Genomic DNA, 16,959 nt, shown 5'->3' with positions numbered 1-16,959 from the left:
GGGGTAAACCCGGAATTCGCCCGCTCACCCACCCTGATGCGCGGCGAGTGCCGCGGCGAAGATTCCGAACGCCTCGTCGCCGAAGAGCACGAACCGCACCTCCCGCACCCGGGTCTCGGCGCCCCGCACGGTCTCCACGGCAATGCGGGCGCCGTCATCCATGGGCCAGCCGTACACGCCGGTGGAGATGGCCGGGAAAGCCACCGTGTCCGCGCCGAGTTCGTCTGCCACGCACAGGGATTCGCGGTAGCAGGAGGCCAGCAGCGCGGAGCGGTCCTCGGTCGCCGACCACACGGGCCCGACGGTGTGAATCACCCAGCGGGCGGGGAGGTTTCCGGCGGTGGTCGCGACCGCCTGCCCGGTCTTCAGGCCGCCGCCGTACCGGGAGGCCCGCAGTGCGCGGCAGGCGGCGAGGATCTCCGGTCCGCCCTTGCGGTGGATCGCCCCGTCCACTCCCCCGCCGCCCAGCAGGGAGGAATTCGCGGCGTTCACAATGACATCGACCTGCTGTTCGGTGATATCGCCTCGCACGGCGCGCAATTCGGGCACGCCGCGATTCTCGCATCCGGCACCCGTGGAGCCCGGGAAATACGACGCGGGCCGCCTCCCGGTTCGGGAAGCGGCCCGCGTCGTTCGGAGCTCGATCAGGCGTCGAGCTCGGCCAGCACCTCGTCGGACACGTCGATGTTGGTGAAGACGTTCTGCACGTCGTCGCTGTCTTCGAGCGCGTCGATCAGCTTGAACACCTTGCGCGCGGCGTCCGCGTCGACGGCCACCGACATCGACGGCTGGAAGCTCGACTCGGCGGAGTCGTAGTCGATTCCGGCCTGCTGCAGGGCGGTGCGCACGGCGATCAGGTCACCCGGCTCGGAGATGATCTCGAAGGCGTCGCCCAGGTCGTTGACCTCTTCGGCACCCGCGTCGAGCACCGCCATGAGCACGTCGTCCTCGGAGAGGCCGTTCTTCTCCAGGGTGATGAGGCCCTTGCGGTGGAACAGGTACGACACCGAACCCGGGTCGGCCATATTACCGCCATTGCGGGTCATCGCCACACGCACCTCGCCGGCGGCGCGGTTGCGGTTGTCGGTGAGGCACTCGATCAGCACGGCGACACCATTGGGGCCGTAGCCCTCGTACATGATGGTCTGCCAGTCCGCGCCACCGGCCTCTTCACCACCGCCGCGCTTGCGGGCGCGCTCGATGTTGTCATTGGGGACCGACGACTTCTTCGCCTTCTGGATGGCGTCGTACAGAGTCGGGTTGCCGTCCGGGTCACTACCACCGGTGCGGGCCGCCACCTCGATGTTCTTGATCAACTTCGCGAAGAGCTTGCCGCGCTTCGCGTCGATCCCGGCCTTCTTGTGCTTGGTGGTGGCCCATTTTGAGTGGCCGCTCATTCCCTACTTCCTCGTTTCAGGGGGCGCTGTCGTTCAAGTCGCAAACTACCCGCCCCGGAGGACGGACAACTGCATCAGTCTACTCGAGTGCACTTTCAGACTCCGGCGCGCGGACGCACCACGGTGTCGACGAACAATTTGTGCACCCGCAGATCGCCGGTCACCTCCGGATGGAAGGAGGTGGCCATGACATTGCCCTGCCGCACCGCGACGATGCGCCCGGCCGCCGGGCCCGCGGGCACCCGCGCGAGCACCTCGACGCCGTCCCCGGCCCGCTCGACCCAGGGGGCGCGGATGAACACCGCGCGGACCGGGCCGTCGTCGAGGCCCGCGAAGTCCAGATCGGCCTCGAAGGAGTCGACCTGACGTCCGAAGGCATTGCGCCGCACGGTCATATCGATGCCGTGCAGCGGCTGCATGTCCGGGCGGGTGTCGAGGACCTCGGAGGCGAGCAGGATCATGCCGGCGCAGGAGCCGTAGGCGGGCAGGCCGTCGCGGAGTCGCTGCCTGACCGGTTCCAGCAGGTCGAAGACCTCGAGCAGCTTGCTGATGGTGGTGGATTCGCCACCGGGCAGCACCAGACCGTCGACGGCGGCCAGCTCGGATTCGCGGCGCACGGGCACCACATCCGCCCCGCACGCCTCGAGAGCATGCAGGTGTTCACGCACATCGCCCTGCAGCGCCAGCACACCAATCCTCGGTTTCACGCCGTCGAGCATACGGTTGCGGGGGTGTGTGGCCCTGCTCACCTACGGTGTCAGGGTTCCGTTAGGGCGGGTGTCCAACAGGCGTTTCGGGTGAACACTGCGGCATGTGACTGATTTGCTACCGCAAACCTCGCCCGGGCCGCGCGGCGGAGTCGACGCACCGCCGACCCGGCACGGGCTGACCGTCGCGACCGGGCTGGCCGGGCTCTCGCTGGACGCCATGGCCTCGGTGGCCTACGGGCCGGAGGCGATCGTGCTGGTGCTGGCGGCCGCCGGGACGGCCGGGCTCGGCTTCACACTGCCGGTGACCCTGGCGATCGTGGTGCTGCTGGCCGTGCTCATCGCGTCCTACCGGCAGGTCATCGCCGCCTTCCCGAACGGCGGCGGCGCGTACGCGGTGGCCAAGGCCCGGCTGGGCCGGCGGACCAGTCTGGTGGCCGCGGCCTCGCTGATCGTGGACTACGTGCTGAATGTCGCGGTGTCGATCGCCGCGGGCGTGGCGGCACTGACCTCGGCGTTCCCGCAGCTGTTCCCCTACACGGTGTGGATCTGCCTGGCCGTGCTGGCCGGGATCACCGTGCTCAATCTGTACGGCATCCGCGAGAGCGCCCGCGCCTTCATGGCCCCGACCGCGGTGTTCGTGCTCGGCATCTGCGCGGTGATCATCGCGGGCCTGCTGCGATCGGAACCGGCCACGATCGCCACCGGCGCGGCGGTCGCGGAGAACGCACGCACCATCGGAATCCTGTTGCTGCTCAAGGCCTTCTCCAGTGGCTGCGCGGCCTTGACCGGCGTGGAGGCCATCGCCAACGCGGTGCCCAGTTTCGCCCGGCCCAAGGTCAAGCGCGCGCAGCGGGCCGAGGTGGCGCTGGGTGTGCTGCTGGGCCTCATGCTGCTCGGGCTGGCCACGCTGATCGGCAAGTTCTCGATCCACCCGATCGAGGGCACCACGATCCTGTCACAGCTGACCGAGTCGGCACTGGGCCACGGAATCGCCTACTACATCGTGCAATTCGCGACCGTGATCCTGCTGGCGCTGGCGGCCAACACCTCCTACGGCGGCCTGCCCACGCTGACCAAGATTCTCGCCGACGACAATTCGCTGCCGCACCGGTTCGCGGTGAGCTCGCAACGGCAGGTGTACCGGTTCGGCGTGCTGGCGCTGGGCGTGTCCTCGGCGGTGCTGCTGGCCGCGTCCCGCGGCGATATGAACGCGCTGGTGCCGCTGTTCGCGATCGGCGTGTTCGTGGGCTTCACCATCGCCCAGGTCGGCATGGTCCGGCACTGGCTGGACGTGCGCACGCCGGGCTGGCAGTGGCGGGCGGCGCTGAACGGCTTCGGCGCGGTGCTCACCTGCGTGGCGCTGATCGTCACCACCGCGATGAAATTCACCGAGGGCGCGTGGCTGATCGTGGTGGTGCTGCCGCTGCTGGTGGTGGCCATGGAGCGGATCCGCGCGATCTACACCCGCATCGACGGCTGCCGCGGCGCCGGCTGTGTGCCCGCCGAGCCGAAGGCCACCGAGACCGCGATCGTGGTGCCGGTGTCGGAGGTGTCGGAGCTGAGCCGCGAGGCGCTCTCGGCGGCCATGTCGCTGGGCCGCGACGTCACCGCGGTGCACGTCTGCCTGCCGGGCGAGAACATCACCGTCTTCACCAAGGAGTGGGAAGCCTGGCATCCGGATGTGCGCCTGGTGCTGCTCGAGGACGGTGATTCGACGGTCGGCGGCCCGGTGGCGCGCTATGTCGCCGATAACTTCACCGGCCGCCGCAAGGTGGTGGTGATCGCCGAAATCGAGCCGCCCGCCGGGTGGAACCACGTGCTGCCCAGCCATCGCAGTGACGAGCTGGAGCGGGTGCTGCGCAAGATGAACGACACGGTGGTGTGTCACCTGCGGGTGCAGACCGCCTGATCTCCGAAAACCTGGGCGCGCCGCCGGAATTCACCGGCGGCGCGCTCGATGTGTTTGCAGCTCGGACGGTTTCGGGTGCGGCTCAGGCCGTACCGGCCGGGTACGACTCGGCCTGCTCGTCACGGAAGGTACGGATCAGACCCTCCTGCACGACCACCGCCACCAGTTCCCCGGCCTGGTTCCAGATCCGCCCGCCGGTCAGCGCGCGGCCCGCACCCGCCGAGGGCGACTGCTGGTCGTAGAGCAGCCAGTCGTCGGCGCGGAACGGGCGCAGGAACCACATGGCGTGGTCGAGCGAGGCGTTCTGGGTGGGCTCGTCGGGGTGGATGACCTTGGACGAGCCGAGCAGGGTCATATCGCTCATGTACGCCAGGGTGCAGACGTGGAACAGCGGATCGTCGGGCAGCGCGTGCCGGTAGCGGAACCACACCTGCTGCTGGGCGGCGAGGCCGTCGCGGCGGTCCACCTCCTGCTGCGGGATGGTGCGAATGTCCCAGTGCTCCCATTCGCGCATGGCCCACAGCCGTTCCGGGCTCATGGACTCCTTGGCGTCGGGCAGCTCGGCCGGCGGCGGCACCGAGGGCATCCGGTCCTGATGCTCGGGTCCCGCGTCGCCGACGTGGAACGAGGCCGACATGGTGAAGATGGCCTCGCCGTTCTGCACGCCGGTGACTCGGCGCGTGCAGAAGGAGCGGCCATCGCGGATGCGGTCCACCAGGTAGACGGTGGGTCGCTCCGGATTGCCCGGCCGCAGGAAATACCCGTGCAGTGAATGCACCTGATAGTGCGGATCCACCGTGCGTACCGCCGCCACCAGCGCCTGCCCCGCCACCTGCCCGCCGAATGTGCGTGGCAGCTGCGTCTTGGTGGACGCGCCACGGAAGATGTCGCGTTCGAGTTGCTCTATTTCGAGCGCCTCTTCGATCGTCGCCATGCACCCGTTCCCTTCGCGTTTGTCGCGCTCAGGCTAACAACCGCGCAAATCTATCAATCACTACACGATCGTTTTTGCTACGATAGTTTTATGAGCTGGAAGCGCCGGACCCTCATCGCCGTGAGTTGTGTTGCCGCACTGGTGCTGTCGGCGGGCGGATGGGTGATCGTCCAGCACGACTTCGACATTCGCGCGGAGCGGGTCACCATCACCGGGGGCGCTCAACCGCTGCAGGGCACGCTGGCGCTGCCGGAACACGGGGACGGACCGTTCGGGCTGGTGGTTTTCGTGCACGGCGACGGCGCGGCCACCGCCGATCGCGACGAGTTCTACCGGCCGATCTGGGAGACCTTCGCGCGGGCCGGGTACGCGTCACTGGCGTGGGACAAGCCGGGTGTCAACGGCGCGCCGGGCAACTGGCTGGACCAGAGCATGCCGGATCGGGCCGCCGAGACCGAGGCCGCGATCGCGTGGGCACGCGGGCGTCCGGACATCGACGCGGGCCGCATCGGCCTGTGGGGCATCAGCCAGGCCGGGTGGGTCCTGCCCGAGGTGGCGGTCCGGCATCCGGAGCTGCGGTTCATGATCGCGGTCGGCACGGCCGTCAACTGGATCCGGCAGGGCGAGTACAACCTGCGCGCCGAACTGCGCGAGCGGCACGCCTCCGACGACGAGATCGCCGCCGAGCTACGGCGACGCGAGAACGATCTGTCACTGCTGCGCGCGGGCGCGAGCTATGACCGATACCTCGCGGCCACCGCGGATTCCCCGCCCATGTCGGCGGACCGCTGGCGGTTCGTGGGCAAGAACTTCCGTTCCGATGCCACCGAAACCCTTGCGCAACTGCGGGTTCCGACGCTGCTGCTGCTCGGCGAGCACGACCTCAATGTCGATGTCGCCGAAACGGCGCGCGTGTACCGGGAATCGATACCCGCGAGCCTGCTCACCATCCGGACCTTCCCGGACGCCTCGCACAACATCGTGACGTTCGATCTAGACAAGCCCGACAGCCTGCGGTCCTTCCTGGTCGCGCTGTTCGCGCCCCGATCCCTCTATGCCCCGGGCTATCTCGACGCGCTGCGCGAGTACGCCGCCCAGCCACCGAACCACTGATGCTGCACAGGAGTACGCCATGAAGGTCCTCGCTCTCGGCGCGGCGGGCGCGATGGGCGCCGCCGCCGTCGACACCGCCGCCCGGCTGCTGGGCGTCGAGCGGATCATGATCGCCGATCGGGACGGGCAGGCCGCCGCGGCGGTGGCCCGGCGCTTCGCCGGCGCCCGGGTACCGGTGTCCGCGCGCCCCCTCGATGTCACCGACGCCCCCGCGTTGCGCGACGCGCTCGTGCAGGTCGATCTGGTGCTCAATACCGTCGGCCCCTACTACCGATTCGGCCGCACCGTGCTGAGCGCCGCGATCGACACCGGCACGCACTATCTCGATATCTGCGACGACTGGGAGCCGACGGTCGACATGCTCGGGCTCGATGACCGGGCGCGGGCGGCCGGGGTGTGCGCGATCGTGGGAATGGGCGCCAGTCCCGGGATCAGCAATCTGCTGGCGGCGCTGGCGGCGGCCGAGCTCGACACCGTCCTGGACGCGTATACCGCGTGGCCGGTGGATGTTCCGGGCGCGGGCGGCGGTGCGGAGTCGCTGCTCGGCGACGAGCAGCCGACAGCGGCGGCCGTCCACTGGATGCAGCAGAGCAGCGGCAGCATCTCGGCGGTGACGGCGGGCCGGGTGGTCGCACAGCGTCCCCTGCGCCCGGTCGAGCTCACCCTGCCCGGCGGGCGGCGCGGCACCGCGTACACCATCGGCCATCCCGAGCCGATCACCTTGCAGCGCAGCCTGAAACCGGTCGGCGACGCGGCCAATCTGATGGTGGTGACGCCGTCGACGCTGGCCTATCTGGAGATGCTGCGCCGCGATATCGACGCGGGCCGGCTCACCAATGAGGAGGCCGCGCAGGAGCTGGCGCGGCCGACGCTGGCGCGGATCGCCCGCTCGGTGCCGACGGCCCTGCGGACCCGGGGGCCGGGGAATCTGCCGCCGTTCTTCGCCGCCCTGTCGGGCCGGCGAGCCGGGCGCGAATATCGGGTGCTGGCACACCTGGACCCGTCGGTGGCCGGTGGCATCGATAAGCTGTTCGGCGATATGGCGCGGGCGACCGGGATGCCCTTGGCGCTGGGCATGTCCCAGGTCATCAACGGCTGCGCCCGCCGGCCGGGGGTGCATCCGCCGGAGGCGGTCATCGACGCGCCACGGTTCTTCGCGGATCTGGGCCGCGAATTCGGCGGCGGCTCACCGGTCGTCATCGAGCGGGAACCGGTCGGGTAGCACCGTGCATCGTGAAATGAGGAGTACGCCGTGGACGATCTGATTCCGGCCACCGAGATTCCGACCCGGACGCTCGTGGAGAGCATGATCCGGGAGGATGCCACGATCGACGCCGGTGAGCTCTACGATGTCGCGGCCGTGCTCGGCATGAGCGATCAGCAGGTGCGGCTGTGCATCAAAAGGCTGGTGGCCGAGGGCCGATTCACGCACGAGGGGCGTGGGCGCAAGGCGGTGCTGCGCGCCACCGAGGACACCCGCGGGACCATCGAACCCGATCTGGAGTATCTGCGCTTCGCCTACGCCCAGGATCGCGGGGAGGTGCAGTGGGACGGCGTCTGGCATCTGGCGGCGTTCGCGGTGCCCGAGGCGAATCGGCAGGCGCGCGACGCCATGCGCGAGGACATCGTGTACCGCGGCGGCGCGCCGATCCAGGGCGGGCTGTATGTGTCGCCGCACGCGTGGGAGGACCGAATCCGTTCCCTGGCAAGCAAACTCGGCATCGACGGGCAGCTCACCACGCTGTCGACCGGTGAGCTGTCGGTCGGGGGGATCACCGGGGGTGTCGAGCTCGCGGCGCGACTGTGGCCGTTGGACCGGCTGGCCGCCGGGCACGAGCGGCTGCTCGCCGCCGCCGAGCGCACCCTGCCGGCACTGCGCACCGCGGATCCGACCCGACAGCTCTCGCTGGCAATCACGTTGGCGAGCGAGTTCGATCGTGCGGTCGTGTCCGATCCGCTGCTACCGCCGGAACTGCTTCCCGAGCACTGGATCGGGGTGACCGCGCGGGCCGCCGTCGCGGAGTGCTGGGCGGAGCTGAACGCCGCTCCCCTGCCGCCGATTCGACTGTTCCGCTGGTACGCGGAAGCGGTCGCCGAGATCACCGCCCCCACCGGCGCCCGGGAGTAGACCGACAGCACATCATCCCCCGGCTCGGCCGCGACGGTGACCCAGAACCCGGAAAATCCTTACGGTTTGCTTACGCTCAGCGGTGGGAGCATGTGCTGACGGGCTCACGCCCGATGAGGGACATCACCGAAACGGGGGGTGCCAGTGTTGGCAATAGCCGAGGTCGATCAGGCCTTGGCCGGGCTCGACGCCGACCATGGTGAAATCGCCGCGAATCTCGCGGAGCTGCAAGACGATCCGGGCGTCCGGTTTCTGGACGGGGTACCGCCGACGGGCGTAAGCGCCGCCCGCTACGGCTGGGCCTACGAGCTACTCCATTCCGCCCCTTGCGATCTCGCCGTCGCCACCCGCGCGGTGGCCGAGTTTCAGCGGGCTATCACCGAGAAGACGGCACGACCATGACCAACTGCCTGCGGCCGGATTGCGGCGGCACCATTCAGGACGGCTTCTGCGGCGAATGCGGGCTGGCGCCCGCCGCACCGGCACAGGACGTTTCGACACCGGTCCTCGCGGCCGCCTTCACCGGGGCCGCGCCGACGCCCGATGGGCATCCGGTTTCCCGGACCGGGGTGGGCGCGTCCCGCTCGGGCCGGCAGAGCCGCCGCGGCTCCAGCCGCTCCTCCTCCCGCTCGACTCGCACCGCGCGGTCCAGCCGGGGCCGCCTGGGCGCGGGCCTGGTGTCGATTCCGCAGGTGCCCTACCGGGATCCGTCCACGGCGGTCATGACCGATCCGCGGGTGCCCGAGCACGAACGCTTCTGCAGCAACTGCAATCAGCGCGTGGGCCGCGGCCGCGAGGGCGCGCCGGGCCGCACCGAGGGCTTCTGCCGCCAGTGCGGCACCGCCTACTCCTTCACCCCGAAGTTGACGGCCGGTGATCTGGTGGCCGGGCAGTACGAAGTGCTGGGCTGTCTGGCCCACGGCGGCCTGGGCTGGATCTATCTGGCCCGCGACCGCAATGTCAGCGACCGCTGGGTGGTGCTCAAGGGCCTGCTCGACACCGGTGACGCCGACGCCCTGGCGGCGGCGGTGGCCGAACGGCAGTTCCTGGCGGCGGTGGAGCACCCGAACATCGTCAAGATCTTCAACTTCGTCCGCCATCCCGACCCCCGCACGCAGGAGCCGGTCGGTTACATCGTCATGGAGTACATCGGCGGCGCATCGCTGAAAGAGCTGCGCTCCCAGCACGATCCGGCCGGACGGCTGCAGCCGCTGCCGCTGGCGCGGGGGCTGGCCTACATTCTCGAGATCCTGCCCGCGCTCGGCTACCTGCACGGCATGAATCTGCTGTACTGCGATTTCAAGCCCGACAATATGATTCAGACCGAGGAGCAGCTCAAGCTCATCGACCTCGGCGCGGTCCGGCACAGGGACGACGAGGACAGCGCCGGGTTCAAGACCGACGGCTACTGTGCGCCGGAACTGGAAACCGAAGGCGCGTCGGTGGAATCGGATCTGTTCACCGTGGCGCGGACACTGGCCGTGCTGACCTTCAACTTCGACTATCAGCGCGCCTACCGGTACACCCTGCCGCCCGCGACGGAGGTGCCGCTGCTGACGCAGTTCCCGTCGTTCCGGCGGCTGCTCGAGCGCGCCACCGCCGCCGACCCGAACGAGCGGTTCGGGTCGGCCTCGGAGATGGCCGAGCAGGTCACCGGGGTGCTGCGCGAGGTGGTGGCCGCCGAGGACGGGCAGCCGCGGCCGGCGCTGTCGACCGTGTTCAGCGGCGAGCGTGCGGTTTTCGGCGCCGACCCGCAGCGGTGGCCCGCAACTCCGGACCCGCTGGCCATCGTGGCGGCACTGCCGGTGCCCATGGTCGATCCGTCCGATCCCGCGGCGGGCTTCCTGGCCACCACCTCGATCGGCGATCCCCGGCAGCTGGTGACCGCGCTGGAGGCCGCACCGGTGTCCTCGCCGGAGGTGGCGCTGGCACTGGTCCGCGCCCGCATCGAGAGCGGCGACTTCGACACGGCCACCGCCGAACTCGCCGCACTCGAGGAGTCGGAGGACGCCGACTGGCGGATCACCTGGTATCGCGGGGCGACCGCCCTGGCCCGCCGCGACTGCACCGCCGCGCGCGAGCATTTCGACACCGTCTACGGCATGCTGCCCGGTGAGGCGGCGGCCAAGCTCGCGCTCGCGGCGGCCCGGGAGTGCGCGGGTGAGTTCGACGCCGCGTCCCGGCTGTACCTGCAGGTGTGGCGGACCGACCACGGATACCCCAGTGCCGCCTTCGGTCTGGCCCGCACCCGGCTGCAGGAGCGCGATATCGACGGCGCCATCGCCGCCGCGGAATCGGTGCCCGCCGGCTCCAGCCATCACATCGCCGCCCAGCTCGCCGCCTTCGGCGCGCAACTCGTGGGCGGGTCGGGCCGGCACGGATATCTCGTCGCCGCCGGCGATCGCCTCAGCGGCCTGCCCCTGGATCCGGAGCACAAGGCGTGGCGGAGCATTGCCGTCCTCGACGCCGCGCGGACACTGTCGGCCGCACAGCCGGTCGAACCGGGCGCGACCGTGCTGGGTTGCCGATTCGCCGATCGCGAGCTGCGGACCGCGCTGGAATCCCAGTTCCGGACGCTGGCGCGACTGGCCCCCGACAAGCTGACGCGGCGGGATCTGGTCAACCGCGCCAATGCCATTCGCCCCGTCAGCTGGGTGTGAGCCATGACGACGACACTCGAGGAGACGATTGACGTGTGCCCGGCGTGTGGAGCGCGATGCGCCGACGGCGACCGATTCTGCGAGGACTGCGGCGCATCGCTGACCGGTGAGATCATGCCGGCGGCCGTGCCCGACCGGTGGCAGCTCGACCTCGGCACGCTCGCCGCGGTCACCGATCGCGGGAAGCGGCACGCGCACAACGAGGATGCGATGGCGCTGCGCGTCCTCGACGGCACCCGGATCCTGGTGGTGTGCGACGGGGTGTCCAGCTCCGAGCACGCCGCCGACGCCGCCCAGCGGGCCGCCGCCACCGCCGCGGACCGGCTGGCGGCCGAGCTCGGCGCGGGTCTCGGCGCGGAGGCCGCGACCCTGCTGGCCATCGGCGCGGCGGCCGAAGCCGTTGCGGCCCTGGGTGATCGGGGCGAGCTGACACCGTCCTGCACCATCGTGACCGCGGCGGTCACGGCGACCGCGGTCACCGTGGGGTCCATCGGCGACAGCCGCGCCTACTGGCTCACCGCCGACCCCGCGGCCACCCCGCCGCGCCGGTTGAGCATCGACGATTCGGTGACGGCCGGGCTGGTGGATCTGGGCGTGGACGAGGTGACCGCCATGTCCATGCCCGACGCGCACACCCTCACCGCCTGGCTCGGGGCCGACGCGGAAGGCGTCGAACCCCATCTGCGCACCTTCGTCCCGGACGGGCCGGGCGCGGTGCTGCTGTGCAGCGACGGACTGTGGAACTACTACCCCGACGCCGCCGCGCTCACCGCGCTCGCCCTGCCGTCCGCCCTGACCGACCCCCGCGCCGCGGCGCACCGGCTGGCCGATCTGGCGCTGGCCGCCGGTGGCGGCGACAACATCACCGTCGCCGTCGCACCGTTTCCCGCCCTTTCGAGGAATGACCGATCATGAACGACCCCTTGGGTTTCCGCATCGACACCTTCCAGAACGAGTACCTGCCCGCCGGTGCGACACGGGTCGACGCGGTCGTGACAGTAGCCGCGACCGGCGGCGGCGCGATACCGGCCGGCGGCGGGGCGGCCGAGGTGATCATCGTCGACTGCTCGGGCAGCATGGACCACGCCTACGGCAAGCTGGCCGCCGCCAAGAACGCCACCGCCGCCGCCATCTCGGCGGTGCGCGACGGCGTGGACTTCGCCGTGGTGGCGGGCACCGACCAGGCGCGCATGGCGTACCCGGTCACGCCGTCGCTGATCACCGCCTCCCCCGGCAGCAAGGCCAATGCCATTGCGGCCGTGCAGAACCTGCGCGCCGGGGGCGGCACCGCGATCGGCACCTGGCTGCGGCTGGCGCGGCAGCTGTTCGGGGACCGGACCGGGCTGCGCCACGCCATCCTGCTCACCGACGGCCGTGACGAGCACGAGACGCCGCAGCAGCTCGACGCCGAGATCCAGGCCGGCACCGGGGTGTACGTGTGCGACTGCCGGGGCGTCGGCACCGATTGGGAGATCGCGGAACTGCGCAAGATCTCGAGCGCGCTGCTCGGCACCGTCGACATCGTCGCCGACGCCCGGGATCTGGTGGCCGACTTCCAGGCCATCACCACCGCAGCCATGGGCAAGTCGGTCGCCGATGTCGCGCTGCGGCTGTGGACCCCGCGCGGGGCCGCCGTGAAATTCGTCAAGCAGGTCGCGCCGGAGCTGCTCGACCTGACCGGGCGGCGCACCGAAACCGGTACGCAGACCGGCGAATACCCGACCGGGTCCTGGGGTGGCGCGGAGAGCCGCGACTACCACATCTGCGTCGAGGTCGCGCCCGGCGCACTCGGCGATGTCATGCTCGCCGGGCGGGTCGCGCTGGTGCGCGGCAGCGGGGATCAGGCCGAGGTGCTCGGGCAGGGGCTGATCAAGGCCGTGTGGACCGACGACGTCGCCCAGTCCAGCAAGATCAGCCCGGAGGTGGCCCACTACACCGGGCAGGCCGAACTCGCCAGGGTCATCCAGGAGGGCCTCGCCGCGCGCCGCGACGGCGATCTCGACACGGCCACCAGGAAACTCGGGCGCGCGGTGCGGATCGCCGCGGTGTCCGGCAATACGGACACCGCCAAACTTCTGGAGGGCGTGGTCGACGTGCTCGATGCGCGGACCGGGACCGTTCGGCTGAAGTCCGCGGTGCGCAAGGCCGACGAGATGACCTTGGACACGCGGTCGACCAAGACCTCCCGCGTGCACAAGCGGTGAGGGGGAGACCATGCTGACCTGTCCGGCCGGACACGCTTCGGCGGCCGGCGACTACTGCGATGTGTGCGGGCTGCTCATGGAGGCGGGCGAGAAACCCGCGCCCGCACCGGAACCCACGGGTGTGCCGTGCCCGGCGTGTGGCGAGCCGCAGACGGGACGGTTCTGCGAGGGGTGCAGTTACGACTTCGTGGCGGGCGGGCCCGTGGTGACGAGGGCCGCGCCCGCCGCCACGGTGGCCGTGCCCGCGCCGACCATGGTCGCGCCCGCACCGGCGATGGTCGTGCCGACGCCCGACTCCGAGGCTTCCATAACCGCCTGGACGGCAACCGTTTTCGCTGACCGCGAGTACTTCGACACCATGCGCGGCGAGGACGACGACGTCGACTTCCCCGCGTACTGCCCCGAACGCGTCTTCGCGCTGCAGGGCGCGCAGGTCCGGGTGGGCCGCTACAGCGCCTCCAAGGGCATCGATCCCGAGATCGATCTCACCGGTCCCCCGCAGGATCCGGGCGTCTCGCACCTGCACGTGCTGTTCGTCGCCCAGCCTGGAAACGGCTGGGCCGTCATCGATCTCGGCTCCACCAACGGCACCCGCGTGAACGCGGCCGCCGATCCCATTCCGCGTGGGCAGGCGGTGCCGGTGCGATCCGGTGACCGTATCCACCTGGGCGCGTGGACCACTCTCACCCTGAAGCAGGACACCCCGTCATGACGACGATGCTCACCCGTCCCCGGACTCCGCGCCCCGAGACCGGTCGGGCCGGGGTGCTCACGCAGGTGCGCGGGCTGCTCCCGGGCCGCTCGGACACCCCGGGCTGGATCCGGCTGCTGGCCGTGGCCGCGGTACTGCTCACCGCGGTGACCGCGCTGGTCATCGCCGCCGACGCGCGGGCGACCCGGCACGGCATCGAGGTGATCGGCCGGCACACCGCGCCGACCGTGACCGCCACCGAGGACCTGTACTTCGCACTGGCCGATATGGACGCCCAACTGGCGAATGTGCTGCTCGCCGGGAACGATTCGACGCTGGCCACGGTGCGCGAGAACGCGCTCGCCGGCTACGAGCGACGCCGGGTGCAAGCCGACGCCGATCTGCAGCAGGCCATGACCATCGCCACCAATGACGATGCGTCCCGGCAGATCCGGGAGCTGCTCGACAAGTTCGGACAGTACGAGGCACTGGCCGCGGACACCTTCCAGCTCGGCGATCTCGACCGCGGCGCCGCGGGACAGCCCTCGGCGCGCACCCTGGAGGCCTACCGGGCGGCGACGGGGATGGTGCCGGATCTGCTGTCGCGCGCCCAGAAGCTGGCCGACGCCAACAGCGGTGTGCTGAGCCAGGCCTACCAGGACAGCGAGCACACCACGGTCGCGGCCCGCGTACGCATCGCCGTGCTGGGCCTGCTGCTGCTCGTCGTGCTGGCGGGATTGCAGGTCGTGCTGCGGGTGGTGCTGCACCGGCGGGTCAACCCGGCGCTGGCCGCGACCACCGTGCTGATGCTGGGGGTGCTGAGCGGCGGCTACCTCGCGAATGCCGCGGCGGCGCACCAGCTCACCGTCGCCAAGCGGGACGCCTTCGACTCGCTGCTGGCACTGCGGCAGGCGCGGGCGCTGAGCTATGACGCCAATGCCGACGAGAGCCGGTTACTGCTCGACCCCGCACACGCGGCGACATACCAGCAGAGCTACTTCGAGAAAGCGCAGCGACTGGCCGGCGTCCAGGCGCGCGGCGTCGACGACTACGCGGGTGCGCTCGACCAGGCGATCGGCGCACACGGCGGCGATCTCGCACAGGCCATCAGTGCCGGCTCCTTCCTCGGCGAGGAACTGCGCAACATCACCTTCTCCGGCGAGCGCCAGGCCGCCGAGCAGAGCCTGCTCGCCTATCAGACCTACCAGCACGACGATCACGCATTGCGCGGACTGGCGGGCTCGGACCTGCGGGCGGCCATCGCCCTCGACACCGGCGCCTCCAACGACCACTTCGCCGCCTACGACACGGCCCTGGTGTCGACCATCGACATCAACCAGCACGCCTTCGACACCGCGATCACCCAGGGCGAGAACGACTTGTCGGGCTGGAGCACCTGGCTCCCGTACGGCGCGGCCATGGTCGTCGCGGTGCTGGTGCTGCTCGGTGTCCGCCCGCGCCTGGCCGAGTACCGCTGACCGGAGGTGACCGGGCACCAGACCTCGGCCAAGATGGTCTCGTGCCCGATTTCACCGCCATCAGCCCCGACGCCCTGTACGCACTCATCGCCGAGCGGGCCATGACGCTGACGGGGTATGCGGTGATCGCGGTGGACGGCGCCGATGCCGCGGATCCACTCACCGTCGCGAACGGGGTCGCCGAACTCCTGCGCACCCGGGGCCGTCCCGCCGCGGTGGTGTCGCTGCACGATTTCGTCCGGCCCGCCTCCGTACGCCTGGAATACGATCGCGACAGCGAATTCACCTACCGCACCGGGTGGTTCGACTACGCGGCGCTGAATCGCGAAGTCCTCAAACCGCTCCGGGACACCGGGCGCTACCTGCCTGCCCTCTGGGACGAACGCGCCGATCGCTCCGCCCGCGCTCGCATCCGCACCGCCGACGACACCACGGTGCTGTTCATCGCCGGACCCATGCTGCTCGGGCGCGGCCTGGACTTCGATCTGACTGTCGGCCTGCGCATGTCGGCGGGGGCGCTGCGCCGCCGGACGGACGCCGCGAGCCGGTTCACCGTGGACGGGCTGCTCGAGTTCCAGCGCGAGCACGCCGAGGAACCCGAAATCCAGGTCGCCTGGGACCATCCGGACCGGCCGGCGATCCGGGTCGGCTGAACCCGCCCGGCGATCCTGATCGGCCGAGCCGCGGCGCGGAACTCAGCGCGATTCCGCCTGCTCCGCCAGGGCTGCGAACGCCGCCTTGGGCTCCCAGGTCAGCGAACCACCGTCCGGCTGAAGGACTTTCACCAGTCCCGGGCTCGCCAGGTCCAGGTCGAGCGCGGGGTCGTCGTGGTGCGGCAGATCGTAGCGGGCGAAGCAGTAGTAGAAGGCGGCGTCCACGCCCGCGGTATCGAGGATGCCGAGCAGGTCGGTGAGGTGGTCGGCCTGGGCGGGCTCGTCCCGCTCGTAGCGGCCGTCGAGGCGTAGCGGCCGCGCGGTGTCCGGGTCCCATTCGATGATGTCGAAGTCGTGCGGGCCCGCATCGTCCGCGCCCCGGAAGGACGGGCAGCCGAATTCGGTGATGGCCACCGGCTTTCCGAGCTGCTCACCCTGAGCGACGTAGGCGCGCATGGTGTCCCGATAGCCGGGGGCCAGCTCCGCGCCGCGGTATCCGGCGTCGGTGGCGAGGATGTCGAAGAGCTCCCAGTCGACCTGCTCGAACGGCAGGCTGCAATAGGTCAGCCTGCCGCGGAACCGGTCCCGGGCGATCGCGGCGGCGCGGGCCAGGAGATCGTTGACGCGAGCGGGGATTCCGGCGAGCGCGGCCTGGCCCGCCGGGGTGCGCAGGGCGGCGGCTCGCTCGGCCAGGGTTTCGCCGGGTAGATAACCGAGCACGAACATGGCGAGCTCGGACCCGACCGCCAGCACGATCTCCGCGCCGCTCGCACGCAGGCGTTCCGCGTGGTCGGCGCAGTCGGCGACGACGGCGAGGACCTCGTCCTCGGTCACGTCGTTCAGGAACGGGCACACCCAGACTTCCAATCCGGCGGCCGCGGCCTCGGAGGCCGCCAGATTCAGCCGTTCCGGGTACCCGCCGGTGATGCGGACCGCGTCGCAGTGCAGGTCCGCGCGGATGACTCGCATATCCTCGCGCACCCGTGCGATATCGAACGGCTCGTGGGTGCTGCTGCCCAGGTTCACGAAGCCGGTGTCGTAGCAAACGCCGATCGCTCTCATCGGCTACCTCCTCCATTTAC

16 protein-coding genes are annotated in these 16,959 nt (G+C 70.5%); 11 read left to right on the top strand and 5 right to left on the bottom strand.

Features of this window, described 5'->3' with window-relative positions; genetic code table 11:
- Positions 1–24: 24 nt before the first annotated feature.
- From ACFXKA_RS39265 to pdxT, 3 genes are all read right to left on the bottom strand, one after another.
- Positions 25–549 (bottom strand): O-acetyl-ADP-ribose deacetylase, encoded by a 525-nt coding sequence (locus tag ACFXKA_RS39265; RefSeq protein WP_379431305.1) that lies wholly within the window; start codon positions 547–549, stop codon positions 25–27.
- A 95-nt stretch (positions 550–644) separates the two neighbouring features.
- Positions 645–1,397, bottom strand: coding sequence for a YebC/PmpR family DNA-binding transcriptional regulator (locus ACFXKA_RS39260; RefSeq protein WP_354837162.1), 753 nt, complete (start codon positions 1,395–1,397; stop codon positions 645–647).
- Positions 1,398–1,492: 95 nt separating this feature from the next.
- A complete protein-coding gene (gene pdxT, locus ACFXKA_RS39255) occupies positions 1,493–2,116 on the bottom strand; it encodes a pyridoxal 5'-phosphate synthase glutaminase subunit PdxT (RefSeq protein WP_354837552.1) in 624 nt (207 codons plus the stop codon).
- Between the two features lie 208 nt (positions 2,117–2,324).
- Here pdxT and ACFXKA_RS39250 point away from each other — a divergent pair, with 208 nt between their 5' ends.
- The gene (locus ACFXKA_RS39250; protein WP_379431310.1) at positions 2,325–4,016 is read left to right on the top strand and encodes an APC family permease; all 1,692 of its coding nucleotides are present in this window, start codon (positions 2,325–2,327) and stop codon (positions 4,014–4,016) included.
- A gap of 82 nt (positions 4,017–4,098) precedes the next feature.
- Here ACFXKA_RS39250 and ACFXKA_RS39245 read toward each other — a convergent pair whose 3' ends face one another.
- On the bottom strand, positions 4,099–4,950 hold the full coding sequence (locus ACFXKA_RS39245; protein ID WP_354837160.1) for an acyl-CoA thioesterase II: 852 nt from the start codon (positions 4,948–4,950) through the stop codon (positions 4,099–4,101).
- Between the two features lie 90 nt (positions 4,951–5,040).
- On the opposite strand from ACFXKA_RS39245, the gene ACFXKA_RS39240 reads away from it, so the two are divergent.
- From ACFXKA_RS39240 to ACFXKA_RS39195, 10 genes are all read left to right on the top strand, one after another.
- Positions 5,041–6,063, top strand: a complete 1,023-nt coding sequence (locus ACFXKA_RS39240; protein WP_379431304.1) for an alpha/beta hydrolase family protein — start codon at positions 5,041–5,043, stop codon at positions 6,061–6,063.
- 19 nt (positions 6,064–6,082) lie between these two features.
- Positions 6,083–7,285, top strand: coding sequence for a saccharopine dehydrogenase family protein (locus tag ACFXKA_RS39235; protein ID WP_379431303.1), 1,203 nt, complete (start codon positions 6,083–6,085; stop codon positions 7,283–7,285).
- An 84-nt stretch (positions 7,286–7,369) separates the two neighbouring features.
- Positions 7,370–8,191, top strand: a complete 822-nt coding sequence (locus ACFXKA_RS39230; RefSeq protein ID WP_379431309.1) for a PaaX family transcriptional regulator C-terminal domain-containing protein — start codon at positions 7,370–7,372, stop codon at positions 8,189–8,191.
- A gap of 147 nt (positions 8,192–8,338) precedes the next feature.
- Entirely contained in the window at positions 8,339–8,593 is a 255-nt protein-coding gene (locus ACFXKA_RS39225) for a hypothetical protein (RefSeq protein WP_379431302.1), read from the top strand.
- Positions 8,590–10,851, top strand: a complete 2,262-nt coding sequence (locus tag ACFXKA_RS39220) for a tetratricopeptide repeat protein (RefSeq protein ID WP_379431301.1) — start codon at positions 8,590–8,592, stop codon at positions 10,849–10,851. The genes ACFXKA_RS39225 and ACFXKA_RS39220 overlap by 4 nt, the downstream gene beginning before the upstream one ends.
- Before the next feature lie 3 nt (positions 10,852–10,854).
- A complete protein-coding gene (locus tag ACFXKA_RS39215) occupies positions 10,855–11,766 on the top strand; it encodes a protein phosphatase 2C domain-containing protein (RefSeq protein WP_379431300.1) in 912 nt (303 codons plus the stop codon).
- Positions 11,763–13,055 carry a VWA domain-containing protein gene (locus ACFXKA_RS39210; RefSeq protein WP_379431299.1) on the top strand — a complete coding sequence of 431 codons (1,293 nt, stop codon included), beginning with the start codon at positions 11,763–11,765 and terminating at the stop codon, positions 13,053–13,055. The genes ACFXKA_RS39215 and ACFXKA_RS39210 overlap by 4 nt, the downstream gene beginning before the upstream one ends.
- A gap of 10 nt (positions 13,056–13,065) precedes the next feature.
- Entirely contained in the window at positions 13,066–13,767 is a 702-nt protein-coding gene (locus ACFXKA_RS39205; RefSeq protein ID WP_379431298.1) for an FHA domain-containing protein, read from the top strand.
- Positions 13,764–15,224 carry a hypothetical protein gene (locus ACFXKA_RS39200; RefSeq protein ID WP_379431297.1) on the top strand — a complete coding sequence of 487 codons (1,461 nt, stop codon included), beginning with the start codon at positions 13,764–13,766 and terminating at the stop codon, positions 15,222–15,224. Before ACFXKA_RS39205 ends, ACFXKA_RS39200 begins: the two co-directional genes overlap by 4 nt.
- Positions 15,225–15,265: 41 nt before the next feature.
- Positions 15,266–15,877, top strand: a complete 612-nt coding sequence (locus tag ACFXKA_RS39195) for a hypothetical protein (RefSeq protein ID WP_379431296.1) — start codon at positions 15,266–15,268, stop codon at positions 15,875–15,877.
- A 42-nt stretch (positions 15,878–15,919) separates the two neighbouring features.
- Here the strand turns inward: ACFXKA_RS39195 and ACFXKA_RS39190 are convergent, their stop codons facing one another.
- A complete protein-coding gene (locus ACFXKA_RS39190) occupies positions 15,920–16,939 on the bottom strand; it encodes a hypothetical protein (protein ID WP_379431295.1) in 1,020 nt (339 codons plus the stop codon).
- Positions 16,940–16,959 lie beyond the last annotated feature (20 nt).

This window comes from Nocardia sp. NPDC059228 (genome assembly GCF_042754245.1).
GTDB lineage: Bacteria > Actinomycetota > Actinomycetes > Mycobacteriales > Mycobacteriaceae > Nocardia.
The sequence above is the reverse complement of the archived record's forward strand: the minus strand, read 5'-3'. Positions and strand labels throughout refer to the sequence as shown.

Bases quoted from the DNA above. Each gene is read 5' to 3' on its own strand.
- ACFXKA_RS39260 (WP_354837162.1), bottom strand. From the start codon at position 1,397: ATGAGCGGCCACTCAAAATGGGCCACCACCAAGCACAAGAAGGCCGGG.
- pdxT (WP_354837552.1), bottom strand. From the start codon at position 2,116: ATGCTCGACGGCGTGAAACCGAGGATTGGTGTGCTGGCGCTGCAGGGC.
- ACFXKA_RS39250 (WP_379431310.1), top strand. From the start codon at position 2,325: ATGGCCTCGGTGGCCTACGGGCCGGAGGCGATCGTGCTGGTGCTGGCG.
- ACFXKA_RS39245 (WP_354837160.1), bottom strand. From the start codon at position 4,950: ATGGCGACGATCGAAGAGGCGCTCGAAATAGAGCAACTCGAACGCGAC.
- ACFXKA_RS39240 (WP_379431304.1), top strand. From the start codon at position 5,041: ATGAGCTGGAAGCGCCGGACCCTCATCGCCGTGAGTTGTGTTGCCGCA.
- ACFXKA_RS39235 (WP_379431303.1), top strand. From the start codon at position 6,083: ATGAAGGTCCTCGCTCTCGGCGCGGCGGGCGCGATGGGCGCCGCCGCC.
- ACFXKA_RS39230 (WP_379431309.1), top strand. From the start codon at position 7,370: ATGATCCGGGAGGATGCCACGATCGACGCCGGTGAGCTCTACGATGTC.
- ACFXKA_RS39220 (WP_379431301.1), top strand. From the start codon at position 8,590: ATGACCAACTGCCTGCGGCCGGATTGCGGCGGCACCATTCAGGACGGC.
- ACFXKA_RS39215 (WP_379431300.1), top strand. From the start codon at position 10,855: ATGACGACGACACTCGAGGAGACGATTGACGTGTGCCCGGCGTGTGGA.
- ACFXKA_RS39210 (WP_379431299.1), top strand. From the start codon at position 11,763: ATGAACGACCCCTTGGGTTTCCGCATCGACACCTTCCAGAACGAGTAC.
- ACFXKA_RS39205 (WP_379431298.1), top strand. From the start codon at position 13,066: ATGCTGACCTGTCCGGCCGGACACGCTTCGGCGGCCGGCGACTACTGC.
- ACFXKA_RS39200 (WP_379431297.1), top strand. From the start codon at position 13,764: ATGACGACGATGCTCACCCGTCCCCGGACTCCGCGCCCCGAGACCGGT.
- ACFXKA_RS39190 (WP_379431295.1), bottom strand. From the start codon at position 16,939: ATGAGAGCGATCGGCGTTTGCTACGACACCGGCTTCGTGAACCTGGGC.